A 26,913-nucleotide genomic window follows, 5' to 3' on the forward strand; every position below is an offset into this window, starting at 1 on the left:
CGGGCGCCGCACGACGGCCTGCGTCGAGGGCGCCCGGGGATCATCGTCCGAGGACGGGGGAGAACGCGCTGCGGATGTCGGACTTCGAGGGGGTGACGTACTTGTCCGAGGGGATGACGCCGTAGCTGAAGAAGAGCGACGGGCAGGTGGAACCGCTGATCTGGAGCGTGCGGTCGGCCACGCGCTTGCCGGTCCGCAGGGCGTACACCTTCACCGGGAGCGAGACCTTGCGGAACGTGACGTTGCCGGTCTGCCCGGTGGTCTCGCTCCGGTAGGCGCAGGTCCGCACGGCGCTCCCGAAGCCCTGCTGCCCCACGCACACCACCAGTGCCGCCTGGGCGGGGTCGGTGGTCCGCCAGGCCCCGGGAAGCTTGCCCGAGTGCTCGCTGTCGCCCAGGAACAGGGACCGGCCGGAGCCCGCGCGGCGGGCGGGAGCCCCCTCGTACTTCGCCGGCGCCTCGCAGTAGCGGTTCTCCCGCACCGACTGCCGGACCTCGTCCAGTTGCAGGGCCAGCACGGCCTTCCTGACCGCCTTGCGGGCCTGGTCCGCACGGCTGTCGTCGGGGTACTCGTCCAGCAGCCGCTGGTAGCGGGACTCCGCCTGCGACCACTCCTGGGTGCCCATCAGGGCGTCGCCGCAGCCCATCAGCGCGGCCGGGGCGAGCCGTTCGGCGGTCTGGGAGGAGCGGTCCAGAACCTGCTGGCCCGGCTCGGACTCCCGGTCGTTCAGCCAGTCCGTGATCCGCACGGTCTCGCAGGCGTCGTCGGTGGGCAGCCCGCCCAGGAAACGGTCCAGGGACGTCCCGACCGTGGCGTCGTTGCGGGGGTCCTCCTCCAGCACCGAGGCGAGCAGGCGGAAGCCCGCGGTCAAATCGTCCTGGTCGCCGTTGAGTCCGGCGGCCAGCCGGGCTTCCGCCGTCTCCAGTCGTTCACAGGCGTCGACCGCGGTGTCACCGCGTGCGGCCACCGGGGCCGCGGCGACCCTGTGCCCCGCCCACACCCGTTCCTGAGCCTTCACCACCGCTGTGCAGTCGCCGTCCGCGCGTGCCTCGGCGATGTCGTCCTCGATGCCGTGGGCGTCGAACCGCAGCAGTCCCACACCCAGCAGCACCGCGACGGCGAGGCCGAGCGCCACCAGGCGCTGCGCCGTCCGCGGACCGCCCGGCCGGCGCCGGGCGAGCAGCCATCCGTGCACCACGACCGCCGCCCACCACAGCAGCAGGAGTACCTCGCTCCAGGTCTCGGCGGTCGCGGCCGTCGTCCAGACCAGCGCGACGGTGATCACCGCGGCGGTCCAGAACAGTCCGTGGCGGCGCATCAGCAGATAGCCCACTCCCAAAAGGGAGGCGTTGCCGAGGGCGACCGCCGGCGGGTCGTGCCGCACCGGGTCCTGGAACGCCGGCCCCGGCAGCGGCGGGTCGTGGGCGGGCGGGCCCGGCGGATCCTGTGGGCCGTACGGGTCGTACGGCCCGTACGGGGCTACGGGCGGCCGGGCCGGGAGCGGCGGCGCAGGCGGTCCGGTCGGCTTCGGTGGCGCGGACCGGTCGTCGTCCGGTCCGGTGGGCGGCGGAATGGTCATCGAGGTCCCCCAGGTGACGAGCGTCGTACCGGACGGGAGACGGTTCGTACGGCGGGCGGGCGGGTGCGCACCGGCTCCCACCTGCTCCACAGGCCTGCTCCACGAGGCGACCTCTCCCTCCCCGGCACCTCCATTCCACCGCGTTCCAGCGTTGATCAGCACCCCTGCGACCGCACTGAACAGCCATCAACCGGCTTTTGCGGAACACCGGTTGCCCCAGGTATCCCCTTCACCGCCTCCTTCTCCAGTGGCTCAGCCGGTACGGCGGTGGATCGACTTGAAGGTGACGTACTGGGACAGGCCCTCGATCCCGTACTCGACACCCAGCCCCGAGTCGTGCCGCCCGCCGAAGGGGGCGTTGTGGTTGGAGCCGAAGAAGTTCACGCCGACGGATCCGGTGTCCATGCGTTCGGCGACCGCCTGCGCGGCCTCGCGGTCGGCGGAGAACACCACGCCGCCCAGCCCGAACGACGTGTCGTTGGCGAGGGCGACGGCCTCGTCGACGTCGTCGTAGCGCAGGACGCTCACCACCGGCCCGAACACCTCCTCGCGTGCGATCCGCATGCCGGGGGTGACGTCGGCGAAGACCGTCGGCTCGATGAACCAGCCCCGTTCCGTGTCGGCGGGGCGTCCGCCGACGGTCGCTCGCGCCCCTTCCTCGTGGGCCGACTCGAGGTGGTCGCACACCGCCTCGTACTGCGCCCGCGAGGCCATGGGCCCGAACACGGTGCGCTCGTCGAAGGGGTCGCCCTGTGGAGCGGCCTCGACCGTGCGGGTGACCATGTCGACCACCTCCTCGTAGCGCTCCGAGGGGGCCAGGATGCGGGTGGAGATGTAGCAGGTCTGCCCGGTGTTGCGCAGACAGGTGCGGATCAGCGCCGCGGACATCTGCTCGAGGTCCGCGTCGGGGAGCACGATCGCCGAGGACTTGCCGCCGAGTTCGAGGGTGACCGGCCGCAGCAGTTCACCGCACGCGGCCGCGATCCGGCGGCCGACCGGGGTCGACCCGGTGAAGGCGACCTTGGCCGTGAGCGGATGGCGCACCAGCCGGTCGCCGGCCTCACCGCCGCCGGTGACCAGGTTGACCACCCCGGGCGGGACACCTGCGGCCTCGCACGCCTCGACCACGAACCGGATCGACAGCGATGTGCCGGGCGCGGGCTTCATGACGACCGTGCAGCCTGCGAGCAGGGCCGGCGCCAGCTTGACCACCATGAGGTTGATCGGGAAGTTCCAGGGCGCGATCAGCACGCACGGGCCCACCGGGTCCCTGCGTACGACGGTCTCGGCGCCCCCCGCCGGGAACGGCCGTACGTCCTCGTCCTCGAGCCAGGACGCCAGTCCGGCGACGTGCCGCAGGATGCCCGCCGCGTTCGCGGCGGCGCCGCGGGTCTCGCTGATCGGCGAGCCGTTCTCCAGGGTGTTGGTCAGCGCCGTGTCGGCGGCGCGGGCCTCGACCTCGTCGGCGATCCGCAGCAGCAGCGCGGCCCGCTGCGACGGTGTGGTCCGCGGCCACGGGCCGGTGCGAAAGGCCCGGTCGGCGGCGGACAGTGCGGCGTCGACGTCGTCGGCCGAGCAGTCCGGGACCGATCCCCACTCCTGGCCGGTGGCCGGGTCGACCAGCGGCAGCCGGGCGGCGGCGGTCGAGCGGGTCCAGGCGCCGTCGACGTAGAGATCGTCCACGTGGGTCCAGCGGGGCTCCGGCCGGGTGGGCGCCGTCCGTCCGGTCGCCGGCCGGGCGTCGGTGGCACTCATCGGATCACGGCCGTCTTGAGCAGGGCGCGCGAGCGGTTGAGGGTGGCGGTGGCCATGGCGACGGCGGGGACGGTGAGCAGTTCGGGAATGATCTCCGTCTCGAGCCGGTCGCTGTAGGCCGCGGGGTCCATGCGGAACCAGCCGGAGGCCAGCGCGATCCCGGCGTGGTCGAAGCGCCACAGCCGGTCGGCGTCGCGGACCAGCGCGTCCTCCAGTGAGTACGCCTCCTTCCGGGTGTCGTGCCCGTCGATGATGTCGCAGACCTGCTGGACGAACGTGTCGTCGTAGCCGAGTGGGGGCAGCACCTCACGGGCGATCGCGCAGCCCTGCCTCTCGTGCTCGAACCGGATCTCGGCCTTGCGCCAGTCGCCGGAGAAGCCCTCGGAGAGGATGCGCTCCTCGTCGACCCTCCCCCACCCGGTGTCGTGCAACTGGATCGCCACGCGCACCAGCAGCCGGTCGGCGTGGGGGAAGGAGTCGCACAGCCGCTCGGCGTAGGCCAGCGAGATCGGCAGGTGGATGTCGTTGGCGCGCGTGCGGGTCTCGGGGACGACCGCCTTCCATAGGGGGTCGAGGTCGTCACCGGGGGCCGGGGTCAACGAGATGGGCGAGGTGTCGACCGGTCCGGGCGCCGGTATGGGGCGCTCGGTGGGCAGCGCGGTGGGCATGGGGTTCCCTTCTCAGTCGGCCGCGACCAGGGCGGCCGGGTCGACGGTCACTGACTTGAGCTGGACGAACGGGTCGGCGGCGGCGTCGTGGGGGATGGACAGGCCCTTGGCCAGCGCGCCCCGGACCGCCATGAAGTCCAGCGGGTGGTTGACGCAGTCGGCGGCCAGGATGCGGTCACCGCGGTAGTAGAGGACCGAGTGCTTTCCCCGCTCCGGGTCGGCGCGGACCAGCGTGCGGTCGTACCCGGTGGACAGCCCCGCGATCTGGAGCTTGATGTCGCCCTGGTTGGACCAGAACCACGGGATGCCCGCGTACTCCTCGTGGCGGCCGGTGATGGCGTAGGCCGCCACCTTGGCCTGTTCGATGGCGTTGTTGACGCTCTCGAAGCGCACCCGGTCGCCGGCGGGGGCGCCGGGGACGGGGTTGGGCAGGTTCGCGCAGTCGCCGACGGCGACGGTGACCCCGTCGGAGGCGAGGGCGGACTCGTCGACCCGCACACCGTTGTCGCACACCAGGCCGATCGATTCGGCCAGTTCGGTGTTGGGGATGACGCCGACGCCGACCAGCACCAGGTCGGCGGGGACCGTCCGGCCGTCGGCGAGCTCGACGCCGCCGACCCGGTCGCCGCGGGGCACGATGCGGCGGACCGAGGCGCCGAGCACGATGTCCATGCCGGTGGCCCGGTGGTGGTCGAGGAGGTAGGCCGAGGTCTCCTCGCCGACGGCCCGCGGGACCAGCCGGGGCGCCGCCTCGAGCAGGGTGACCGAGCGGCCCATCCTGGTCAGGGAGGCGGCCGCCTCGATGCCGATGAAGCCGCCGCCGATCACGACCACGTCGCGCACGTCGGGTACCCGGGCCTTGAGTTCGAGGGCGTCGTCGGCGTTGCGGAGGTAGAGGACGCCGGGCAGGTCGACGCCGTCGAGCAGCAGCCGCCGGGCCCGCGCGCCGACGGCCAGCGCCAGCCGGTCGAAGGGGAAGTCGGCGCCCGACATGGAGTGGGCGATGCCCGAGCCGTCGTCGTTCTTGGCGATGCGGATGACGCGTTCGTTCTTCACCACGTCGATGCGGTGTTCGTCCCAGTACTCCTGGGAGCGGAACATCAGCGACTCGTTGGTGATGTCTCCCTGCAGCCATTCCTTCGACAGGGCGGGCCGCTGGTAGGGGCGGTGGTTCTCGTCGCCGAGCAGGGTGATCGGGTCGTCGTACCCGAGCGCGCGCAGGGAGGTGGCGAGCGAGACGCCGGCCTGCGAGGAGCCGATGATCAGCAGTCCGTCAGCCATGGTCGTTCACACCTGGGTGGTCGGGGTGGTCACGTGCAGGTCGCAGCCTTCGGTGACCTTGAGCTGGCAGGAGAGGCGGGAGTTGTCCTGCCGGTCCTCGGCGGCGCCCCAGAGCATCTCGTCCTCCATCTCCTCCATCGGCGGGAGCGAGTCGAGGGCGTCCTGGTCGACGTACACGTGGCAGGTGGCGCAGGACAGGGAGCCGCCGCACTCGGCGACGATGCCGGGTACGCCGTTGCGGACCGCGGTCTCCATGACCGAGTCGCCGACGTTGGCCGCCACCGTGCGGGACGCGCCGGTGTGGTCGGTATAGGTGACCTGGGGCATGACTTTCCTCCTGGTTCGAGGTCAGATGAACTGGCGGCCGCCGTCGACGACCAGGGTCTGGCCGGTGACGAAGTCGCTGTCGGGGCCGGCGAGGTAGAGCGCGGCGCCGACGATGTCCTCGGGCCGGCTGGCCCGCCGCAGGGAGCCGCGGTCGACGCCGTAGGACTCGGCGTCCTCGAGCAGTCCGCGGCTCGCCTCGGTGAGTGTGAAGCCCGGTGCGATCGCGTTGACGGTGATCGAGCGGCGGCCGAGTTCCTTGGCCATCACCCGGGTGAGCGCGATGACGCCGCCCTTGGAGGCGACGTAGTGCGCCCAGTTCTCCGAGCCGCTGTAGACGGTGGCCGAGGAGAGGTTGACGACCCGGCCGCCCTCGGGCAGGTGCGGGCTGACGGCGCGGGTCATCAGCCAGGGGCCCTTGAGGTTGACCGCCATCACGAGGTCCCATTCCGCGGGGTCGATGTCCTCGAGCGGCGAGCGGGTGACGGTGCCGTACACGGCGGCGTTGTTGACGAGGACGTCGATCCGGCCGCCGCCGAAGGCCGCGACCCGGGTGGCGAGTTCCTCGGTGGAGGCGGGGTCCGTGACGTCGACGCGTCCGTGCCAGGCGTCGGCCCCGGCGTTCTGGACCTGGCGGGCCGTCTCCTTGACGCCGTCGATGTCGAGGTCGGCGACGGCGACGCGGTAGCCTCGGCCGGCGAAGCCGAGGGCGAAGGCCCGGCCCAGGCCGCCCGCGGCACCGGTCACGAGGACGGTGCGGGCGGGCGCCTGAGGGTGGGGGAGCGACATGGTGGCTCAGCTCTCCAGGATCTCGACACGGCCGGCGGTGCCGTCGACGCGGATGCGCTGGCCGGTGCGGATGGTGGTCGAGGCCGAGCCGGTGCCGGTCACGGCGGGCAGGCCGTACTCGCGGCAGACGATGGCGGCGTGGCTCATCATGCCGCCGATGTCGGTGACGGTCGCCTTGATCTTGCCGAAGATCGGGCCCCAGGACGGTGCGGTGATCGTGGCCACGAGGATCTCGCCGTCCTGGACCTCGCTGAGCTGGTCGGCGGAGGTGATCAGGCGGGCCGTGCCCTCGACCACTCCCGGTGAGGCGGCCATGCCGGTGATGGCGCCGTCGTCACCGCCCTCGTCCCCGGCCAGCCACTGCTGGACCTGGTCGGTGGTGATGCCGTAGAGCATCATCGTGAAGGGTTCGGTGATCTGGGCGGGCGGGGTGTTGAGCGCCGGCTGCGGACGGCGGGTGGAGAGCGCGTCGATGATGCCGCGGCGCCGCTCGATCTCGGCCGGCCAGTAGTGCGGCCCGGCCGACTCGGCGCCGACCGCCCAGCCGGTGACGAGGTCGAAGAGCGCGTCGCGCACCTCGTTGCGGTTGAGGTAGAGCATGTCGGCGGGCTCGGCCCAGAAGCCGGCGTCGGTGAACACGCGGGCGAGCTCGCGGACCTTGCGCCAGAAGACGCCCATGGTCCAGTGCTCGATGTAGAAGTTGTGGTTCTCCACGTAGGGGTAGGCGGTGGCGGCCAGACCTCGCTTGGCGTCGAACTGCTCCTGTGCCCCGCCCTGGAGGAGGTCGCGGTACTCGCCGACGATCCGCTCCTTCTCGGCGATCAGCGCGTCGACGGGCCGCATGATGTCCTGCCCCTCCTCGACGCGCCGGATGTAGTCCTTGATGTAGCCGAGCGGGATCTCCTGGTGCTCCAGCCAGTACTTGTCGTGGCCGTAGAAGCCGTTGCCGACGGTGAAGTTGAACCACGGGTCCTGCGCGGCCCCGTACGCCGCGAGCCACTCCTCGCCGCCCGCGTCGCGGACCGCCCGCAGGGTGCCCTCGACGTCGTCGGGGTCGGCGAACGCCGCCTGGAGCTTCATCTCCACGGCCTTGACGGCGAGCTTCTTCAACTCGTCGTCGGGCCGGAACAGTTCCATGTCGACGCCCTGCACCATCTTCGCGATGGCCTGGTCGGGGATGCCCGGGAACACCTCCTTGCAGTAGCCGAAGAAGTCGAGGTAGGCGAGGTAGCCGAGGTTGAGGAACTCGAAGTGGTACTGCCAGTTGCGGTAGAGCAGGGCGATCAGGCGGTCGTAGTTCTCCATCAGCACCTGGGAGCCGTCCATGGCCTTGCCGGAGACGATGTCGTCGAACGGCACGGCGTCGGGCAGCGCGGTGAACTCGAGTTCCTCCATCTCGTCGATCGTGGCGCGGACCTTGGAGTGCCAGGCCTCCAGCAGGCTGTCCCAGTTCTGGAAGTAGTGGCCGGCGCGACGCTCGAACTCCGGTACGCGGGCGGCGATCTCGCCCTCCGGCACCGGCACCGGGCTCATGTACAGATAGCCGAGGTGGATCTTGAACTCGATGCCGTTCGCCGGCGGGATCAGCAGGTGGCGGGTGTTGTACTGGCCGAGACACTTGACCGCGAACTCACCGCCGATGGTCTCGAACGGCTTGAACACCGTGGGCCAGTGCTGGCTGTCGCAGAACCAGAACTTCTCGTCGCCGCCGGGGGCGTTGTCGAAGACGAGGTGGTAGGGGTAGAGCCGCTCCCACCCCTCGGCACCGGCGGGCACCTCGATCTCCGAGGGCTTCGGGAAAGACTTCATCGTCTGTTCGGTGGTCATGCGGGTTCCTCTGCGGTTCGGGCTCAGCGGCCAATGAGGGAGGAGGTGAGACCGGTCATGGAGAAGCCGGCCGGGCCCGAGGCCCTGGGAGCGGCCGGGGCGGCCGGAGCGGCGGAGTGCACCGTCTCCGGGCGGGACTGCAGGAGCAGGAGGTTCTCGCCGCCGGGCAGGTCGGCGTCGAGTGCCCACTCGACGTCCTGCGGGCAGCCGTAGTGCTTCTCGGCCCGTTTGGCCAGGGTTGCGACGGCGAGCAGTTCGTCGTCGGTCAGGCAGCGCACCGCGCGGCGGTCCGGCTCGACCTCGCGTTCGACGAGCGAGCCGGTCCGCGGGTCGGGGACGAGTTCGGCGTGCTTGTCGCCGAGGTGCTCGCCGACCACGGTGAGCATGACCTTGTCGAGCAGGATGTTGTCGGGAGTGACCTGTCCGGAGACCACCATCTCGCCGACCCCCCACGAGGCGTCGATCACGATCTTGGAGCGGTCGCCGTTGGCGGGGTCGAGGGTCATCGCGACGCCCGAGGAGCGGGCGTTGACCATCTTCTGCACCGCGACGGCCATCGACAGGTCCTGCTCGGGGATGTTGTTGCGCAGCCGGTAGGTGATCGCCCTGCTGGTGTAGAGCGAGGCCCAGCACCGTCGTACGTGCTCACTCACAGCGGGGTAGCCGGTGAGCCAGAGGTAGGTGTCCTGCTGGCCGGCGAAGCTGGCGTCGGGGAGGTCCTCGGCGGTCGCGGACGAGCGGACCGCGACCGGCACCTCCTCGGGGAAGCGCGCCATCAGGGTGTGGTAGGCGTCCCGCAGCATGCCGTGCATGTCGTCGGGGACCTCCCGGGACTCGATCGCGGCCCGGATCCTCGCCGACACCCGGTCGACGCACGCGACGTCGTCGGGGTCGATCTCGGCGAGGGCGGCCTGGATCTCCTCGCGCAGGCCGCTGCCGTCGACGAAGCGGTCGAAGGCGGCCGTGGTCACGGCGAAGCCGGGCGGTACGGGCATGCCGGCGGTGGTCATGGAGAGCAGCGAGGCGCACTTGCCGCCGAGCAGTTCGAGTGCCGGCGCGTGGCCGCTGTCGAAGAAGACGATGGAGTCGTTCACGGATCAGTCCTCCCAAGTCACCCTGACCGCGGCGGGCGCGCGGAAGGAGAGGTTGTCACCGAAGTGGATGTCGGAGTCGTCGGCGAGGCGGAGGCCGGGCGCGAGGCGGGCGGTCTCCTCGAGCGTGATCCTCGCCTGGAGCTTGGCCAGCATGTTGCCGAGGCAGTAGTGGATGCCGAATCCGAAGGACAGGTGTTCACGGGCGTTGGCCCGGCCGATGTCGAAGGACTCGCCGTCCTCGAAGCGGGACGCGTCGCGGTTGGCCGAACCCATCAGCAGCAGGATGTCGGCGCCCTTCGGGACCGTCACACCGCCGATCTCGGCGTCGCGCAGGGCCTTTCGGCGCCAGCCGACGATGGAGGGGCTGTAGCGCAGCACCTCGTCGACCGCGCCGGGGATGCGGCGGGGGTCCTCGACGATCTGCCGCCACTGGTCGGGGTGGGAGAGCAGCACCCGCAGGGCGTTGGAGATCAGTGTGGTGGTGGTCTCGTGTCCGGCGAAGAGCAGCGAGTAGCAGACGGAGGCGATCTCGTGGTCGCTGATCGGGTCGCCCTCGGCCTGCATCCGGACCATGTCGCCGACCAGACTGTCCCGCTCCGTCTCGTGGGCCTCGGCGACCAGCCGGCGGCATTCCGCCCAGTACTCGACGAGGTTGCGGGCGTGCGGCACCTGCTCCTCGTCGGAGAGGTCGCCCCACGTCATGGCCGAGCGGGAGTCCGACCAGCGCTTGAAGGTGTCGATCTGCGAGACGTCGGCGCCGATCAGGGTGAGGATCGTGATCGTCGGTACGTCGTAGGCCAGGTCCCGGACCAGGTCGCCGTGGCGCTCGGAGCGGGCCAGCATCGCCTCGAGCAGCCGTACCACGTTGGCGCGGATGTCGGGCTCGAGCACCTTGAACCGGCGCGGGGTGAACGCCTTGGCGGCGACCTTGCGGATCCGGGTGTGCTCCGGGGGAACCCGGGCGGAGAGGCCGGAGTAGGCGGTGAAGCCGCCCTCCTCCATGATCCGCTTCGCCTGCGGACCGCGCTCGCGCACCGGCGCCTGGGCGTTCTCGGAGGAGAAGGTCTCCCAGTCCTCGAAGACCGCCTTGATGTCGTCGTAGCGGCTCACCACCCAGCAGCCGATCCGCTCGTCGTACATCACCGGCTCCTCCGCGCGGAGGGCGGCGTACGACGGGAACGGGTCGTCCTGGGCGAACGGCTCGTAGCCGTGATGGATCGGACAGCCCGGAGCCGTGCCGGCCGGGGTCTGGGTCGACGTCATCCCGCCTCCTGTTCATCACGTCGCCGTGTGACGACCACCTCATCGTGACCCCGGGCACCTGGAAGGTCCATGTGTGACTTCCGTTGGACGGAAGTGGTTCGTGCTCCGGGAGGCGGGCGGCGCGGGGTCAGGAGCGGCCGCGGCCCGACCGCCGCGGGATGCGGGCGAGGCTGGGCTGGGGGCGGACGGCGGCCGCCTCGATGCGGCGCGCGATGCCCCGCAGGGCCGGCAGGTGGCGGGTCATGGTGCTTCCGTCGCTCGACAGCATGACCAGGCCGATGGCGGCCGGGTGGGGTTCGATGCGGACCGGGACGGCGATCGAGCACGATCCGGCGCGCACCTCCTCCTGGGTGGTCGCGTAGCCCTCGTCGCGGACCCTGCGCAGCTCCGCGGCCAGCCGTCCGGGGTTGACGTGGGTGTGCCGGGTGGCCGCCTCGAGCCGGTGGGCGAGGTACGCGTCGCGCACCCACTCCTCCTCGTAGGCCAGCAGCACCTTGCCGACCGCGGTGGCGTGCAGCGGCAGGCGCCCGCCGACGCGGGAGGCGCGGGGGACCCGGGTGGAGCCGTAGATCCGGTCGATGTAGAGGGCCTCGTCGCCGTCCCTGATCGCGATGTGCGCGGTCTCGTGGGTGAGGGAGAACAGGTCCTGGAGGTAGGGCCGCGCGGTGTCGCGCAGATGGCGGCCGGCGTTCTGGGCGACCTCCCACAGTCGCAGGCCCACGGTGTAGCGGCCCTGCTCGTCACGTTCCAGCGCGCCCCACTCGACGAGTTCCCTCACCAGGCGGTGCGCGGTGGGCAGGGGCAGGTCGGCGTGCTCGGCGAGGTCGCTCAGGGACTGCGCGTTGGGACCGCTCTCGAAGGCGCTGAGCAGTGCGAACGCCTTCGAGGTCACCGTGCGGCCGTCACCGCGCATGAGACCTCCAGAGATCGTCGGGGTGCCATCGTCGCGCACGGCGGGCGGCCCGTCGAGCACGTGGGCGGGCCGCCCGCGCGGGCCGGCGGGCCGCGCCCCCTACGGGGCGTGACCCGCCGGCCGTGGGCGCTCACCCGTCTCAGCCGAGCGCGATCCGCTGGGGCGTGCTGTCGATCGTCGCGACCGCGGCGAGGGCGCGGGCCATGGTGCGGGCGGCGTCGGTGAACAGGTGGTCGTGGACCCGGCTGCCGATCAGCGTGTGCGCCTGCTCACGGGTCAGCCCGAACCAGTCCATGACGGTGTCCACGCCGTGCGGGGTGAGCCGCCAGAGCTTGTCGGCGTCCTTGACCAGCGAGTCGTTGAGGGAGAGCGCGGTGAGCCGGGTGTCGTGGCCGTCGATGATCTCGACGATCTCGGCCGTCCGCTCGGGATCGTGGCCGAGCCGGGCGAGGATGTCCGCGGCGATCGCGGCGCCCTCCTTCTCGTGGCGCAGGACGAGGTCGCGGCGGCCCCCGCCGGGGCGGATGGCCTCGAGCACCTCGTCCTCGGGCACCCTCGACCAGCCGGTGTCGTGGAGGATGATCGCGGGCAGCACCACATCGCGGTCGGCCTCGGGGTGCAGGTCGCACAGGGCCGCGGCGAGACCGTAGGAGTAGGCGGTGTGGCCGTCGTTGCTCCGCACGTGGAGGTGGTCGACGGCCAGGCGCCACACGGCGTCGTCCTCGGGCCGGAAACCCGCGGTGCCGGGCACGCCGGCGCGGTCGGGCAGGTGACCGGTGACGTCCGTGCCGAGCTGGTTGGCGGCCGGGCTCTGCCGGGGTGGTGCCGTGTTCATCGGGTTCATCGTGTTCATCGTGTTCACCGTGTTCACCGTCCTTCCGGCCAGCCGGTGTAGGCCTCGGCGAGGTAGGTCGAGCCCGCGGTCGAGCCGGTCACCGCGGCCAGTTCGCCCTCCTGGCGCCGGACGTCGAACGGGTCGGCCCCCGGCGGCGTGTGCAGCATCGTGGTCATCCAGTAGGAGAAGTGCTGGGCCTTCCAGACCCGGCCGAGGGCCCGCTCGCTGTAGGTCGTCAGCGGGGCGGTGTCACCGCTCGCGACCGCCCGCTCGAGTTCCTCGGCCAGTACCCGTACGTCGGCCAGGGCCAGGTTGAGGCCCTTGGCGCCGGTCGGCGGCACGGTGTGCGCGGCGTCGCCGGCGAGCACCAGCCGGCCGTGGTGCATCGGCTCCTGGACGAAGCTGCGGAACGGCAGCACGGTCCTGGAGGTGATGGGCCCCTCCTTGAGCGTGTGGCCGTTGGCCCCGACGCGTGACTGGAGCTCCTCCCAGATCCGGTCGTCGGACCAGGTGGCGGCGTCCTCCGCGGGGTCGCACTGGAAGTACATCCGCTGGAGGGTCTCGGTGCGCTGGCTGATCAGCGCGAAACCCCGTGGCGAGTGGTTGTAGATCAGTTCCGGCGCGCTGGGCGCCGCCTCGGTCAGGATGCCGAACCAGGCGAAGGGGTACTCGCGGAAGTACTGCGTGCGCCGCGCCTCCGGCACCTCGCGGCGACACAGACTGCGTGACCCGTCGGCGCCCACGAGGAAGTCGGCGCGCACCTCGTGGCGGGTGCCGTCGGCGTCGGTGAACCGCATGACCGGTGAGTCGGAGGTGAGACCGTCGACCGTGACGTCGGTGACGCCGAACCGGACGTCGCCGCCGTCGCGTTCGCGGGCGTCGGCGAGATCGATGAAGACGTCGGTCTGGGGGTAGAGCTGGGTCGAGGCGCCGACCAGCCCCTGGAAGTCGATGCGGTGGCCGCTCCCGCCGAACGCCAGCTCGATGCCGTCGTGGCGGTAACCGTCGCGGTGCACCCGGTCCGAGACGCCGGTGTCGACCAGCAGGTCGACCGAGTCCTGCTCGAGGATCCCGGCGCGGTGGGTCTCCTCGATCTCCCGGCGGCCGCGCAGGTCGATCGCGACGGAATCGATTCCGGCCCGGGCGAGCAGGTGGGAGAGCATCAGGCCGGCTGGGCCGGCTCCGACGATGCCGATCTGTGTACGGCTGTGAATGCGCGAGGAGGACATGGGCGACATTCTGCGTCCGCCCGAGCCGCCCGGCCAGGCTCCTCTTCCGTCCAGTGGAATCGGACCAGGGCACCTCCCTGGCGCGACCCGTCGGCTTTCGGCGCCCGGACATCCTGGGGAGCCAAGCCCGGACAGGTGTCGGATTCCTGGTCGGGTCGACCGCACTTCACCGTCCGAGAAGTCGCGACTCGTGCCGAAGGCGACAGGTCACACCTCAACGGCGAGGGGATCGACAAGGGAACTCGACGGCAGGATCGCGGTCGCCACCGGTGCGGCTTCAGGTATGGACCCGGGCGCCGTGAAAGCCCTGGCGGGAGCCGGTACCCGGGACCGGCATGGCGCTTTCGGGCCTCGGCTACGAGCACGAGGCGATGATGAGGCAGTTGCGCAACGATCTGTTCGCCGTACCGTTGTCCGCGCACGAGCCGCCGCCCGAGCCGGCGCGGTCGCAGATGTGGGGCCGCTTCGCCGAGGCCGACGAAGCTGCGCGCCGGCGCCGGGTCGGCCGCGCGCAGCGGCCCCACGGCGTGACCGGGCGCACCGTACGAAGTGCGGCAAGACCGCGGGCCGCAGACACACGGCCGTGTGGACGGCCTGGGCGCTTCCCCACCGGAACGTCGCACTCCGCCCTCGAACTCCTCACTCCCGAGGGGAACTTCAGGTGTTCCTCCACTCCGGCCGGGCGGGTTTTCGCACGTTTCCCGCCTCCTGGTCACGACCTCTCGTCACCCGAACGGCACAGCGCCATCTCACCCGGAGCGCCGGATCGCTCACTTAGAGCAATGCTCTGAACGGGGGGCACACCTCCGGAAGGAACTGCATGCACCACATACTGCGCGGGCCGGTGACGACCGCACTCGTCCTGGCCCTCGGCGCCTCCCTCACCGGCGCCGCCGTCACCGGCGGGGACCCATCGGGGAACTCCGACTCCGATGCCGTCTCCCCTCCCGCCCGTACGGGCACACCGCCCGCCTCGGGCATGTTCGCCAAGCGCGTCGTGGCCACCGGGCTGAACAACCCCTACGAGGTCGTACGGGCTCCCGACGGATCCCTGTGGGTCACCGAGAAGAGCGGCAAGAAGGTCACCCGGGTCGATCCGAAGACCGGCGCCAAGACCACCCTGCTCAGCCTGCCGCAGGCCGTCCACACCGAGGGCGGGCAGGACGGCGTGCTCGGCCTCGCCATCGAGGAACGGCGCGGGACCGGCGAGGTGTACGCGTACATCTCCTACACCAACGACATCGACCCCACCCCGGCCGTGCAGGCCCGCACCAAGATCGAGCGGTACACCTACGACCCCGGCCGGAAGCGGCTGCACAGCCCGAAGGCCGTCATCGCCGGCCTGCCGTCCAGCAACGATCACCAGTCGGCGCGGCTGCGCCTGGGTCCCGACGGCAAGCTGTACTACACCATCGGTGACCAGGGCGTGAATCAGTTCGGGCACTTCTGCAAGCCCAGCTACGCCATGCGGCTGCCCACCGCACACGAAGTCGAGGGCAGGGACTGGATCGCCTACCAGGGGAAGACCCTGCGGCTGAACACCGACGGCTCGGTCCCCTCGGACAACCCGGTCCTGGGCGGCGTGCGCAGCCACGTCTACACCTACGGGCACCGCAACGCGCAGGGCCTGGCCTTCGGCCCCGACGGCACGCTCTACTCGAACGAGCAGGGCCCGAAGACCGACGACGAGATCAACATCCTGAAGAAGGGCGGCAACTACGGCTGGCCGAACGTCTCGGGCTACCGCGACGACAAGGCCTACGTGTACGCCAACTGGTCCGCCTCGTGGCCGACACCGTGCGACGAGCTGACCTTCAGCAACTTCGAGATCCCCAAGACGGTCCCCGTCCAGCAGGAGACCGACTTCAAGCAGCCCTTCGTGCAGCCGATCCACACCTTCGGCACCGTGGGCTCGGACTTCAACTTCCAGGATCCCAGGTGCGCGCAGGGCGAGGAGTGGTCGTTGTGCTGGCCCACCGTCGCGCCCTCCAGCTTCGAGCACTACGGGATGTCCAGGAAGTCCGCCGAAGCCACCGGTGAGGGCATCCCGGGCTGGAAGAACTCCCTGGTGATGACCACCCTCAAGGACGGCACCGTCTACCGCGTCGACCTCGCACCGGGAGGCCAGGGCGTCAGCAAGGTCACCGAGCTCATCATGGAGCACAACCGCTTCCGTGACACGGAGTTCAGCGCCGACGGCAGGTCCCTCTTCGTCGCGACCGACTCCGCGGGCCCCGTCCGAGACGCGCAGGGCAGTCCGGTGAGCGACCCCCTGGAGAACCCGGGTGCGATCATCGAGTACCGCCTGCAGGGCTGAATCGGCGCCCCTCATCTGCCCGGTGCGTCCTGCGGCACGCAGCCGTCCTCGCCCCGCCCGGTCACACCCCGTCACAGGCCGGCCCCGGGGCGAGGACCTTCGCCGTGCCGCGCGTCCGGTGGCCACCTGTGCGCCGGCTCCGTAAGTCCCGTACTCGGGTTGTCCGGTTGATGCGCAGACGTGGACCGCCGGTCCGCGCGGTGTCGCCTCGTGGCGGACGAGGCGCAGGCCGGCAGGGGCCGGGCCGGCCGGGCGCTGCCGTGGAGTTGCAGCTCGCGGCCGGGCTGCCGTTCCAGGCCGGCGACCCGGGCGGGAACGTCGCCGGAGAGGATCGTGGTCGGACTCCACCCGGCCTCGGTCGGGCTGTGGGAGGCCGCGTACTTCGGCAGGCTGTTCACGAGCGGGCCGAGGGGGGCTCGGTCGGCTTCGGCCGGTCCCGCGCGAAACTCACACAGGTGCGGCGGCCCAGCAGCAACGCGTCCGCCTGGCCGAGCCAGGTGGCGGCCGGTTGCTCGAACGCCTCGTCCGGGTACGGCACGAACCAGCCGTCCCGGGTGAATCCGCCACCGGTGTACTCCTCCGAAGACCCCGGGCCCTGACAGACACCGCCCAGTGCCAGAAACCGCGTCAGCGTGAGCTTCGTCGTCCGCACCGCTCTGCCGCGCGGGGAACGCCTTCCCCCTCGTCTCCTCCTTGGACCACGGGACGCACGAGGACTCATCGGTCCGGACGACCCCGGCGGCGTGTGCGGATCGTGTGCACTGTGCACCGAAATCGCGAGTGATGCATGAACACCCTGACACGTTCCCATCATTTGCTGGAGCGGAACCGCAAAGAAAGACTCCCGCAAACCGGCACATTCCCCTTCAAGCATCGCGTCCCCGATGGCTCACCCGGCACCGTACGGCGTCCGCGCCGACGTCGGGAGCAGTCACTCTCCCCTTCCGACGGCTTTAGGATCAATGACGGGCCGCCCCTCGTACCGATGTCCCACTCCCCTGGCTCTTGGCATCCGCGAACACTGCGTGCCGTGCGGGCCCGGCGGAAACACGCGCGAAGAAAGGTGAACACCATGGTCCTCGGACTGCTGCGGCGTCTGCGCCCGCAGGGCGCCTCCGGCGCCGCGCCGGGCCTCTCGGTCCCCCTGCCGGCGGGCGCGGGGGCGTTCGGCTGCGAGGCCGTCGATGCCCTGGGGCAGCCGCTGGGCGCGACCGAGGTCACGGTGACCGAGCTGGACAGCCACCGCGTCGCGGCCCGCGGCACCACCGACCCGTACGGCTACTACATGGCGGCCCTGCCCCCGGGCAGGTACAGCGTGATGCTGGCGGCGGAGGGTCTGTCACCCGCCCGCGAGACCGTCGACATCGTCGCCGGGGTGGCTCTCACCCCCGCACGCGTCGTGCTGGAGCCCGGCCGCCGGCTGGAGCTGCCGCCCGCCGGGACCTGGGTGTTCGACCCTCCGCACACCGCGATCCGGTTCATCGCCAAGCACGTGGGCATGGCTCATGTCCACGGCCGTTTCACGCGGTTCGAGGGCGGCATCCGGGTCGCGGAGAACATGGGCGACTCCCAGGTCTCGGTGCGCATCGACGCCTCCAGCATCTCGACGGGCAACCAGACCCGCGACAACCACCTGCGGTCGGCCGACTTCCTCGACGTCGAGAACTACCCGCACATCGACTTCACCAGCACGCGGTTCGCCTACCACGGGGGCTCCAGGTGGACCGTGCACGGCACCCTCACGATGCACGGCACCACCCGCTCGGTGGGCCTCGACACCGAGTATCTCGGCACCGTGAACGGCGGCTACGAGCAGGAGCTGCGCTGTGCCGCCCTCGCCGAGGCCGAGCTGCATCGCGAGGACTTCACCCTCAACTGGCGTTCCATGCTCGCCCGCGGCATCGCCGTCGTGGGGCCGACGGTCCAGCTGGCGCTCGACGTGCAGGCCATGTACCGGACCCACGACACACCGACCCCGCCCCACTAGGAACGGTGGGGCGGGTGTTCCCGCCCCACCGTCGGCGGCCGGTCAGCGCAGCGGGTCGAACGGCGCGAGCGGTGCGGGGCGCGCGCCGGTGACCATGGTCTCGGCGAGCAGCTGTCCGGTGGCCGGGCCGAGGGTGATGCCCCACATTCCGTGTCCGCCGGCGGCGAAGACCCGGGGGGAGCGGGTGGCCCCGATCAGGGGCAGTCCGTCGGTCGTGCAGGGACGCGATCCGACCCACTCGTCCTTGCGGGCGTCCAGGTCGGCGCCGCGCAGCAGCGGGCGGGCCGCCTCGGCGATGGCCTTGATCCGGCGCGCGTCCAGGGGCGCTTCCGGCTTGCGGAACTCCATCATTCCGGCCACGCGCAGCCGGTCGCCGAGCGGGGTGCAGGCGACGCGCTGGCCGGGGAAGTAGACGGGTCCGGTCGGCACGTGCTCGATCGGGACGCTGAAGCTGTACCCCCGTCCGGCCTGCACCACGGAGCGGACCCCGAACTTCCTGGCGTGGCGGCCGAGCCAGGCTCCGGTGGCCAGGACCACCGCGTCGAAGCGCCGGTCCTGGCCGTCACCGGTGCGGACGACGGCACCGGTGGCCGCGTCCCGCACGTCGGTGACCTCCGTCCTCTCCCGGATCTCGCCGCCCCGGGCGCGGACCGCGTCACCCAGGGCGTGCACGAAGTGTCCGGGGTCGATGTAGCGCTGGCCGTGCAGACGGATCGCCGCGCCGATCTCGTCCGAGAGGGACGGCTCGACCCCCCGGGCCTCGTCGCCGTCGAGGATGTCGAACTCCATGCGCTGTCCGGCGGCGTGGATCTGTTCCAGTTCCTCCAGCAGGACCCGGCGTTCCGCTGCCGTGCGGTAGGCCGCGAGGAAGGACTTGGCGTCGAGGGTCCGCGCCTCGACGCCGCCTTCGGCCAGCGTGTCGAAGCTGGACAGCGACAGGCTGTTGATGGGGACGAGCGCGCGCATCGCCCGCAGCCACCGTGTCGCGGTGCTGTTCCGGGTGAATCCCGCGAGGAACCTGAGCAGGCCGGGGTTGGCGCTGGGCGGGACGTAGACCGGGGAGGACGGGCTGAGGACCGCGCGTACGCCGTAGCTGAGGACCGCGGGCTCGGGCAGCGGCGTCGCCAGGCCGGGGGTCAGCCATCCGGCGTTGCCCCAGGAGGAGCCGGCGGCCACCCCGTCGCGGTCGTACACGGTGACGTCGACGCCTCGCTCCTGAAGGAACCAGGCGGTGGACAGTCCGACCATGCCGGCGCCGACGACGGCGACGGAGCGGGGGCCGGAGTGCGCGGGCGAGGCGGGGCGGGTCATGCGGAACCTCTTCTCCAAGGCGGTGGTGTCTTCGATGGTGAGCCCGGGCCGCGCCGTTGTCTTTGTGCTGTACGGCCAATGGGGGCCTTGCACGTGGTGCACCGGGAACCATGCCTCCGGGTCACAATGGGGGCATGACCCTGTTCATGAGCTGCTGCCGTCGTGCCGCTGGGGGCCGAGGATGATCACGGTCACCGATCTGGTGGATTCCCTGGGCGCCGGGTTCCTCCGCACCGTCGTGGCGGCCCGGGACGCCGAAGTGCACGATGTCGCCCTGGCCGAGCCCGGGGAGGCCGTGGGCCGGCCCGGAGAGCTCGTCCTGGGGGTGGGCGTGGCCGACCGGGCCGGGGCCCTCGCCCTGCTGGAACGTGCCGCCCGGGCGGCGGCCGGGGGCGTCGTGCTCAAGGGTCCCTTCGCCGGTGATCCGCAGGTGGCCCGTGCCGCCCGCGAACTGGCGGGCCCCGCGCTGGTAGAGCTGCAGCCGCACACGTCGTGGGCGCATGTCGTCTGGCTGCTGCGGGGCGTCATCGACCGGGCCTCCGCGCCCGACACCAGTCGCCTCGGCAGTCCCGGACCGCACGTCGACCTGTTCGCGCTGGCCGATGCGGCGGCCGAGATCATCGATGCGCCGGTGACGGTGGAGGACGCGCAGTCCCGGGTTCTCGCCTACTCCGCGCGGCAGGACACGACCGATCCGGCGCGTGTTTCCACCATCGTGGGTCGGCGTGTGCCCCCGGAGACCCTCACCCATTTCCGGGCCGGCGGTGTCTTCCGCAGGCTCGCCCGCTCCAGCGACCCCATCTGGACCCCGGCCGGCCCCGACGGCACCCTGCCCCGGCTGATCATCCCGGTACGGGCCGGCGGCGAGTGGCTCGGTTCGATCTGGGCGGTGGTCAGTTCTCCGGTCCCCCCGGAACGCATCCGGGAGCTCAGCGACGTGGCCTCGGTCCTCGCCCTGCACCTGCTGCGGCTGCGTGCCGAGGCCGGCATCGCACGACGGGTCTCGACGGGGCAGCTGCGGGTGACCCTGCGTGAGGGTGCCGCCGCCGGCACCGGTCCGGGCTCCGCGTCCGCGCTGCCGGCGGGGCCTTGGCGGGTGGTGGCCTTCGGTTCCCCCGACGGGACCGACGTGCGCAGGCAGCTGGATCTGTGGGAGTCGGTCGCGCTCCGTTTCGGCTGGCACCAACCCCTGCTGACCGACCTCGACGGGTTGCTGTTCGGCCTGGTCGTCGAGCGGCCGCGGGGCAGGCGCCCCGTCACCGCCGGGGGCATGGCCGATGCCGGTGCGGGCACCCTGGACTGGCTTCGGCACGTACTGCGTGAGGTCCACGCCCATGACCCGGGTCTGTACGCCGCGACGGGCTGTACCGTCCGCTCCCCCGACCAGTTGCCCCGTGCCACCGCGGAGGCCGGCGAGCTCCACCGGCTGGTCGGCGCCGGCCGGCTCCCGCTCCCCGGCCGGACGGGGCTCGTCCTGATGGAGGACGCCTGGGACGCCGTCGTCGTGGAGCGTGCCACGGCGGCCGTCGGGATCGACGCGGGCCTGCTCGGCGGGCCGCTCGCCGCGCTGCGCGCGCACGACGAGGAGCACGGCACGCCGTACCGTGCGACGCTCGCGGCCTGGCTGGACCACTTCGGCGACCCGCAGAGCGCCGCGCGGCTGTTGCGGATCCACCCCAACACGCTGCGCTACCGGCTGCGCAAGCTGGAGGAGGTGGCCCCGGTGGACCTGTCCTCGCCCCGGGTACGGCTGGCGCTGCGGCTTCAGCTCACGGCGATGGGCGAGGAGCCGCCTCCGACCGGCCGCTGAAACTACAGCCTTCAACAATCATGGATGATAGGAACAGGGGTTCAGACACCGCGCGACGAAGGAGTTCACGTGACCCAGACGGCAGCGGAGACCACGGACCAGCGGGTGTTCGTCGACAAGCAGAGTCCGGACGCCTATCGCGCGCTGGCGGCCACGGCCGAGGCGGTGGGCAAGGTCGCGGCCGACGCCGGTCTGGACCGTGTCCTCGTCGAGCTGATCAACATCCGGGTCTCCCAGCTCAACGCCTGCGCGTTCTGCCTCAGCCTGCACACCACGCGGGCGCTGCGCGCCGGCGAGACCACGCAGCGCCTGGGCGTGCTGGCCGCCTGGCGCGACACCGAACTGTTCCATCCGCGCGAGCGCGCCGCGCTGGCACTCGCCGAGGTCACCACCCTGCCCACGGACGCCGACGCGCAGAGCTCCGCGTACGCGCTCGCGCGCTCCGTGCTGTCGGAGGACGAGATCTCCGCCGTGATCTGGGTGGCGATCACCATGAACGCCTTCAACCGGGTCTCCGTCCTGAGCAAGCACCCGGTGCGCAGCCGCACCGCGACACCGGCCGGCTGAACACCCCCGGGGGGACGGCGACGGCGGACGTCCCCGCTCACGCCTCTGCCGAGCGGGGACGTCCGCGGTCCGCGGCCGGGTCAGGCGAGTTCCACCAGGAGGTCGCCGCCTTCCACCTGCTGGATGCGGTTGATGGCCAGCCGGCTCACCGTGCCGGACTTCGGGGCGGTGATCGCGGCTTCCATCTTCATCGCCTCGATGGTGGCCACCGTGGCCCCCGCCTCCACCTCGTCGCCCTCGGCGACCGCGAGGGTCACCACTCCGGCGAACGGCGCCGCGACATGGCCGGGGTCGGTCCGGTCGGCCTTCTCGGTGGCCGGGACGTCGGAGGCCGCCGCCCGGTCGCGGACCCGGATCGGTCGCAGCTGGCCGTTCAGGGTGGACATCACCGTGCGCATGCCGCGCTCGTCGGCGTCGCCCACGGCCTGGAGTTCGATGAGCAGCCGCACCCCGGGGTCGAGGTCGACGGTGTACTCCTTGCCGGGACGCAGCCCGTAGAAGAAGTCCTTGCTGTCCAGGACGCTGGTGTCGCCGAAGGACTGGCGGTGGGTCTCGAACTCGCGGGCCGGACCGGCGAACAGCAGCCGGTTGAGCGTGGCCCGCCGGTCCTTCGTCAGTCCGGTACGGTCGTCGGCGGTCAGTTCCCGCACGGGCTTGGCGTCGGCGCGGCCCCGCAGTGCCTTGGTCCGGAAGGGCTCCGGCCAGCCGCCGGGCGGGGTGCCCAGTTCGCCGCGCAGGAAGCCGATGACGGAGTCGGGGATGTCGAACCGGTCCGGATCCTGCTCGAAGTCCCGCGGGGACACCCCGGCGCCCACCAGGTGCAGTGCCAGGTCACCGACCACCTTCGACGAGGGGGTGACCTTCACCAGGCGGCCGAGCATCCGGTCGGCGGCGGCGTACATCGCCTCGATGTCCTCGAAGCGGTCGCCCAGGCCCAGGGCGATGGCCTGGGTGCGCAGGTTGGAGAGCTGCCCGCCGGGGATCTCGTGGTGGTAGACCCGGCCGGTGGGTGAGGCCAGGCCCGCCTCGAAGGGTGCGTAGACCTTGCGGACGCTCTCCCAGTACGGCTCGAGGTCGCCGACGGCCTGGAGGTCGAGACCGGTGGGCCGCTCCGAGTGGTCGGTCGCCGCGACGATCGCCGACAGGGACGGCTGCGAGGTGGTGCCGGCCATGGACGCCACCGCCCCGTCGACCGCGTCCGCTCCGGCCTGGATCGCGGCGAGGTAGGTGGCGAGCTGACCGCCGGAGGTGTCGTGGGTGTGCAGGTGGACCGGCAGGTCGAACTCCCGGCGCAGGGCCGACACCAGGGTCGCCGCGGCGGGCGCCCGGAGCAGGCCGGCCATGTCCTTGACGGCCAGGACGTGCGCGCCCGCCTCGACGATCTGCTCGGCCAGGCGCAGGTAGTAGTCCAGGGTGTAGAGCCGCTCGGACGGGTCGGACAGGTCGGCGGTGTAGCACAGGGCGACCTCCGCGACGGCCGTCCCGGTCTCGCGTACGGCGTCGATGGCGGGCCGCATCTGGGAGACGTCGTTCAGCGCGTCGAAGATGCGGAAGACGTCGATGCCGGTGGCCGCCGCCTCCTGGACGAAGGCGTCGGTCACCTCGGTCGGGTACGGCGTGTAGCCCACGGTGTTGCGGCCGCGCAGCAGCATCTGCAGGCAGATGTTCGGCACGGCTTCCCGCAGGGCGGCCAGGCGCTCCCACGGGTCCTCGGCGAGGAACCGCAGGGCGACGTCGTAGGTGGCGCCGCCCCAGCACTCCAGGGAGAGCAGTTCGGGCAGGGTGCGCGCCACCACCGGGGCGACGGCGAGCAGGTCCTTGGTGCGGACCCGGGTGGCGAGCAGCGACTGGTGGGCGTCGCGGAAGGTGGTGTCGGTGACGCCGACGGTCGGTGACGCGCGCAGCCATCGGGCGAAGCCCTCGGGGCCGAGTTCGGTGAGCCGCTGCCGGGACCCGGCCGTCGGCTCGCCGGCGGGCAGCCGGGGCAGCTTGGTCAGCGGGTCGATCAGCTCGGGCCGTTCGCCGTGCGGCTTGTTCACCGTGACGTCGGCGAGGTAGGTCAGCAGTTTCGTGCCGCGGTCGGCGGAGTGGCGTGCGGTGAGCAGGTGCGGGCGCTGTTCGATGAACGACGTGGTGACCTGTCCGGCCTGGAACTCCGGATCGTCCAGCACGGCCTGCAGGAAGGGGATGTTCGTGGCGACGCCGCGGATGCGGAACTCGGCCACGGCGCGCCGGGCCCGGTTGACCGCGGTGGTGAAGTCCCGGCCCCGGCAGGTCAGTTTGACCAGCATCGAGTCGAAGTGGGCGCTGATCTCGGTGCCGGCGTGGGTGGTGCCGCCGTCCAGTCGGATGCCGGAGCCGCCGGGTGAGCGGTAGGCGCTGATCCGCCCGGTGTCGGGGCGGAAGCCGTTGGCCGGGTCCTCGGTGGTGATGCGGCACTGCAGCGCGGCGCCCCGCAGGGTGATGTTCTCCTGGGCGAGACCGAGGTCGGCCAGCGTCGCACCGGCGGCGATGCGCAGTTGCGCCTGCACCAGGTCGACGTCGGTGACCTCTTCGGTCACGGTGTGTTCGACCTGGATGCGCGGGTTCATCTCGATGAAGACGTGGTTCCCGTCGCGGTCGACGAGGAACTCCACGGTCCCGGCGTTGCGGTAGCCGATCCGGCGGGCGAAGCGCACGGCGTCGGCGCAGATCCGGTCCCGCAGCTCCGGGTCGAGGTTCGGCGCGGGCGCGAGTTCGATCACCTTCTGGTGGCGGCGCTGCACCGAGCAGTCGCGCTCGTACAGGTGGATGACGTTGCCCTCGCCGTCGGCGAGGATCTGCACCTCGATGTGGCGGGGTTCGACGACGGCCTTCTCCAGGAAGACCGTGGGGTCGCCGAACGCGGACTCCGCCTCCCGGGAGGCGGCCTCGACGGCCTCCCGCAGCTGGGCGGGGTCCTCCACGCGGCGCATTCCGCGCCCGCCGCCCCCGGCGACCGCCTTGACGAACACGGGGAAGCCGATGTCGTCGGCGGCACGGACGAGCTCGTCCACGTCGGTGGAGGGCGCCGAGGATCCCAGTACAGGTACGCCCGCCTCACGGGCCGCGGCCACCGCGCGGGCCTTGTTCCCGGTCAGTTCGAGGATCTGTGCGTTCGGTCCGACGAACGTGATGCCCGCGTCCTCGCAGGCGCGGGCCAGCTCGGGATTCTCGGACAGGAATCCGTACCCCGGGTAGACGGCGTCGGCTCCCGCCCGGCGCGCCGCGCCGATGATCTCCTCTACGGAGAGGTAGGCGCGCACCGGATGCCCCTGCTGCCCGATCTCGTACGCCTCGTCCGCCTTGAGCCGGTGCAGCGAGTTGCGGTCCTCGTGCGGAAAGACCGCGACGGTTCGGGCGCCCAGCTCGTAGCCTGCGCGAAACGCCCGGATCGCGATCTCACCACGGTTGGCTACCAGCACCTTGCGGAACATTCTTGATCCCTTCAGCCTGCCGGGTGACGAAGACCATGGTGTCGGTGCCGCGCCCACTACGCCATGTGAGCCGGGCCACTCCCCGGCGCCTCCGGCGCCCCCGGAACCGAGAGGGACGTCGCGCCGATGGCGGAGGTGCCGTGAGGCATCTCCGCCATCGTTCGCGCCCTCAGTGGCAGGTGAAGGCCTTGTTGGTGGTGCTCGTGCTCAGCGTGCAGGTCTGACCGCGGACGGCGCCGGCCGTGTCGTGGGAGGTGAGGTCCCAGGTCGCGCCGTTGTCGCGCAGGAGCCCGTACCCGAAGACTCCTCCCTGGGTGATCGACTGGTGGACGGGCTGCGGCGGCGTACCGACCGGCTGTCCGACGACACCTGCGTCGTTCGGGCCCTGGTCCAGTGGTGTTCCGCCCGAGAAGCCCACGGTCACCTGGGGCGGGCGGACGGTGTCGAAATCGATCATCTGGTAGAGGTGGACGTGGCCCGAGAGCACCATGCGGATGTTGTCCTCCAGCCGGCCCAGGGCCGTGTCGGCGACGGCTTCGTCGAGGACCCGGGTCACCGATCGGGCCGGGGGGCCGGCCGATCGCACCATCCACAGCGGCTTGTGGGTGAACACGAAGTAATCGTGGGTGGGGTGCTGCCGCGCGGCCTGGTTCACGGTGTCGAACTGCGCGGTGTAGACCGCCCGCTGCGCCGTGCTTCCGTTGTCGGCCGGGTCCGCGAAGGAGGAGTCCACGGAGAGGAGGTTCAGAGTGCCCGCGCGGATCTCCACGGGGGCGGTGTAGGGACTGCACGATCCGTCGGCGCGGAGGTCGTCGGCGAGGTAGCGGAACCACGCGCCGCCCGCGCCGCCCTGCTGCGCGGGGTTGCAGTCCTCGTGGTTGCCTCGGGTCAGTGCGACCGGTGCCGTGGCCAGCAGCGTTTCCGCCGGCCGGAAGAAGTCGGCGACGACGCACGGCCAGCTGAATCTGTCCGCCTGCGTGGTGCAGCCCGGATTGGCCGCCGTGTCGTTCGCCCGGCTCGGGTCCTCACGGTAGAGGTAGTCGCCGACATGGATCACGAGGTCCGGTCGCGTCACCGTGGCGGCGCTGTCCGCGATCTGCGGGAACGGCCAGCCGGTCTGGTGGTTCGCGCAGTCCTGGTCGGGACCCGCCGTCGTGACCCGGCAGCCGGTGTCGCCGATGACGCCGATGGTGCCGGGGCGTGTGGTGTCGGTCCAGTTCGGCAGGGGGAGCCGACGGTTGGCGGGGTGCACCACGGCCGCCTGGACCGTCGACTGCTGGAGCACCGCGTCAAAGGCTCCGAGGGGCACGCCCAACTCGCACACGGTGGTGGGGAACTGCGACGACCCCGGGGTGCTCACCCGGTGCATCGGGAAGGGCCCCCTGACCGTGCCCACGGTGTAGCGCACGGTGGGGCAGGTGAGGGTGGTGTCGGTGGTCACGTAGCGGATCTGGGTGCCGCGACTGGTCAGTTGGGTCCATGCCCATGCCTCGCCGCTGGGGCCGGCCCCCGGTGGAGGGGGCGGCTTCGGCCCTCCGTCGTGGGGTGCGGTCCCCGCGAGGGCCGCCCCGGCCGAGAGCGCTGCGGTCAGCACGCTCATCAGGGCGAGGACGACCGTCCGGTGCATCATGTTCGCGTTTCTCCGTTCGAGAGCCCTGGACGCCGGCCCGCCCCGTGGCCGAGGGTCATACCGTCATACCGGAGATGCTCACCGAGGCCTTCGGCCGGCGCACGGTGACCGAAGCGAACGGCGTACCCGTGGCGCCGCCGCTTCCTCGCCGGCACGGTCGGCGCGGGGCGCGGCGCCGGAACGCGGGGGGGGTGCCCCTATGGGTTTCGTCAACCCGTGGGGGCGGGTTGGGGTTCGTAGAAGGTGCCGTCGCGGAGCATCGCGAAGAGCACGTCGGCT

The 26,913-nt window shown here is 71.7% G+C and carries 20 protein-coding genes; 4 read left to right on the forward strand and 16 right to left on the reverse strand.

All coding sequences use genetic code 11. The features are described from left to right. Positions 1 to 40: 40 nt before the first annotated feature. From ACWEQO_RS31775 to ACWEQO_RS31830, 12 genes are all read right to left on the reverse strand, one after another. Complete coding sequence (locus tag ACWEQO_RS31775) at positions 41 to 1,669, reverse strand: hypothetical protein (RefSeq protein ID WP_452986095.1); 1,629 nt, start codon at positions 1,667 to 1,669, stop codon at positions 41 to 43. 162 nt (positions 1,670 to 1,831) lie between these two features. Next, positions 1,832 to 3,334, reverse strand: coding sequence for an aldehyde dehydrogenase family protein (locus ACWEQO_RS31780; protein WP_361459240.1), 1,503 nt, complete (start codon positions 3,332 to 3,334; stop codon positions 1,832 to 1,834). Beyond that, positions 3,331 to 4,002: an HD domain-containing protein gene (locus ACWEQO_RS31785; protein ID WP_361459238.1), complete on the reverse strand. Its 672-nt coding sequence runs from the start codon at positions 4,000 to 4,002 to the stop codon at positions 3,331 to 3,333. Before ACWEQO_RS31785 ends, ACWEQO_RS31780 begins: the two co-directional genes overlap by 4 nt. A 12-nt stretch (positions 4,003 to 4,014) precedes the next feature. Further along, positions 4,015 to 5,283, reverse strand: coding sequence for an NAD(P)/FAD-dependent oxidoreductase (locus tag ACWEQO_RS31790; protein WP_452986096.1), 1,269 nt, complete (start codon positions 5,281 to 5,283; stop codon positions 4,015 to 4,017). Positions 5,284 to 5,289: 6 nt separating this feature from the next. Next, positions 5,290 to 5,610, reverse strand: a complete 321-nt coding sequence (locus tag ACWEQO_RS31795; RefSeq protein ID WP_361459234.1) for a 2Fe-2S iron-sulfur cluster-binding protein — start codon at positions 5,608 to 5,610, stop codon at positions 5,290 to 5,292. Between the two features lie 21 nt (positions 5,611 to 5,631). Then, the gene (locus ACWEQO_RS31800; RefSeq protein ID WP_452986097.1) at positions 5,632 to 6,396 is read right to left on the reverse strand and encodes an SDR family NAD(P)-dependent oxidoreductase; all 765 of its coding nucleotides are present in this window, start codon (positions 6,394 to 6,396) and stop codon (positions 5,632 to 5,634) included. Between the two features lie 6 nt (positions 6,397 to 6,402). Then, on the reverse strand, positions 6,403 to 8,223 hold the full coding sequence (locus tag ACWEQO_RS31805) for a PEP-utilizing enzyme (RefSeq protein WP_452986098.1): 1,821 nt from the start codon (positions 8,221 to 8,223) through the stop codon (positions 6,403 to 6,405). Positions 8,224 to 8,246: 23 nt separating this feature from the next. Beyond that, positions 8,247 to 9,317 (reverse strand): PEP/pyruvate-binding domain-containing protein, encoded by a 1,071-nt coding sequence (locus tag ACWEQO_RS31810; protein WP_452986099.1) that lies wholly within the window; start codon positions 9,315 to 9,317, stop codon positions 8,247 to 8,249. Positions 9,318 to 9,320: 3 nt separating this feature from the next. Then, positions 9,321 to 10,580, reverse strand: coding sequence for a cytochrome P450 (locus ACWEQO_RS31815; RefSeq protein WP_361459226.1), 1,260 nt, complete (start codon positions 10,578 to 10,580; stop codon positions 9,321 to 9,323). Positions 10,581 to 10,707: 127 nt separating this feature from the next. Beyond that, positions 10,708 to 11,493 (reverse strand): IclR family transcriptional regulator, encoded by a 786-nt coding sequence (locus ACWEQO_RS31820; RefSeq protein WP_361459224.1) that lies wholly within the window; start codon positions 11,491 to 11,493, stop codon positions 10,708 to 10,710. 139 nt (positions 11,494 to 11,632) lie between these two features. Then, positions 11,633 to 12,346 carry an HD domain-containing protein gene (locus ACWEQO_RS31825; RefSeq protein ID WP_452986100.1) on the reverse strand — a complete coding sequence of 238 codons (714 nt, stop codon included), beginning with the start codon at positions 12,344 to 12,346 and terminating at the stop codon, positions 11,633 to 11,635. A 14-nt stretch (positions 12,347 to 12,360) separates the two neighbouring features. Then, positions 12,361 to 13,557 carry a 4-hydroxybenzoate 3-monooxygenase gene (locus ACWEQO_RS31830; protein WP_452986101.1) on the reverse strand — a complete coding sequence of 399 codons (1,197 nt, stop codon included), beginning with the start codon at positions 13,555 to 13,557 and terminating at the stop codon, positions 12,361 to 12,363. Between the two features lie 820 nt (positions 13,558 to 14,377). On the opposite strand from ACWEQO_RS31830, the gene ACWEQO_RS31835 reads away from it, so the two are divergent. Continuing rightward, the gene (locus ACWEQO_RS31835) at positions 14,378 to 15,874 is read left to right on the forward strand and encodes a glucose/sorbosone family PQQ-dependent dehydrogenase (protein ID WP_452986102.1); all 1,497 of its coding nucleotides are present in this window, start codon (positions 14,378 to 14,380) and stop codon (positions 15,872 to 15,874) included. A gap of 394 nt (positions 15,875 to 16,268) precedes the next feature. On the opposite strand, the gene ACWEQO_RS31840 is transcribed toward ACWEQO_RS31835, so the two are convergent. After that, positions 16,269 to 16,526, reverse strand: a complete 258-nt coding sequence (locus tag ACWEQO_RS31840) for a hypothetical protein (protein ID WP_361459216.1) — start codon at positions 16,524 to 16,526, stop codon at positions 16,269 to 16,271. A gap of 420 nt (positions 16,527 to 16,946) precedes the next feature. On the opposite strand from ACWEQO_RS31840, the gene ACWEQO_RS31845 reads away from it, so the two are divergent. Continuing rightward, entirely contained in the window at positions 16,947 to 17,861 is a 915-nt protein-coding gene (locus ACWEQO_RS31845) for a YceI family protein (protein ID WP_452986103.1), read from the forward strand. A gap of 42 nt (positions 17,862 to 17,903) precedes the next feature. Here the strand turns inward: ACWEQO_RS31845 and ACWEQO_RS31850 are convergent, their stop codons facing one another. Continuing rightward, on the reverse strand, positions 17,904 to 19,172 hold the full coding sequence (locus tag ACWEQO_RS31850; RefSeq protein ID WP_361459212.1) for an NAD(P)/FAD-dependent oxidoreductase: 1,269 nt from the start codon (positions 19,170 to 19,172) through the stop codon (positions 17,904 to 17,906). Between the two features lie 181 nt (positions 19,173 to 19,353). Here ACWEQO_RS31850 and ACWEQO_RS31855 point away from each other — a divergent pair, with 181 nt between their 5' ends. Together ACWEQO_RS31855 and ACWEQO_RS31860 are read left to right on the forward strand one after the other, a co-directional pair. Then, positions 19,354 to 20,982 (forward strand): PucR family transcriptional regulator, encoded by a 1,629-nt coding sequence (locus ACWEQO_RS31855; protein ID WP_361459210.1) that lies wholly within the window; start codon positions 19,354 to 19,356, stop codon positions 20,980 to 20,982. A gap of 69 nt (positions 20,983 to 21,051) precedes the next feature. After that, entirely contained in the window at positions 21,052 to 21,549 is a 498-nt protein-coding gene (locus ACWEQO_RS31860) for a carboxymuconolactone decarboxylase family protein (protein WP_361459208.1), read from the forward strand. An 80-nt stretch (positions 21,550 to 21,629) separates the two neighbouring features. Here ACWEQO_RS31860 and ACWEQO_RS31865 read toward each other — a convergent pair whose 3' ends face one another. After that, positions 21,630 to 25,004 (reverse strand): pyruvate carboxylase, encoded by a 3,375-nt coding sequence (locus tag ACWEQO_RS31865; protein WP_452986104.1) that lies wholly within the window; start codon positions 25,002 to 25,004, stop codon positions 21,630 to 21,632. Between the two features lie 169 nt (positions 25,005 to 25,173). After that, positions 25,174 to 26,634, reverse strand: a complete 1,461-nt coding sequence (locus ACWEQO_RS31870) for a metallophosphoesterase family protein (RefSeq protein ID WP_452986105.1) — start codon at positions 26,632 to 26,634, stop codon at positions 25,174 to 25,176. Positions 26,635 to 26,913 lie beyond the last annotated feature (279 nt).

It is taken from the genome of Streptomyces sp. NPDC004051 (assembly GCF_053604275.1).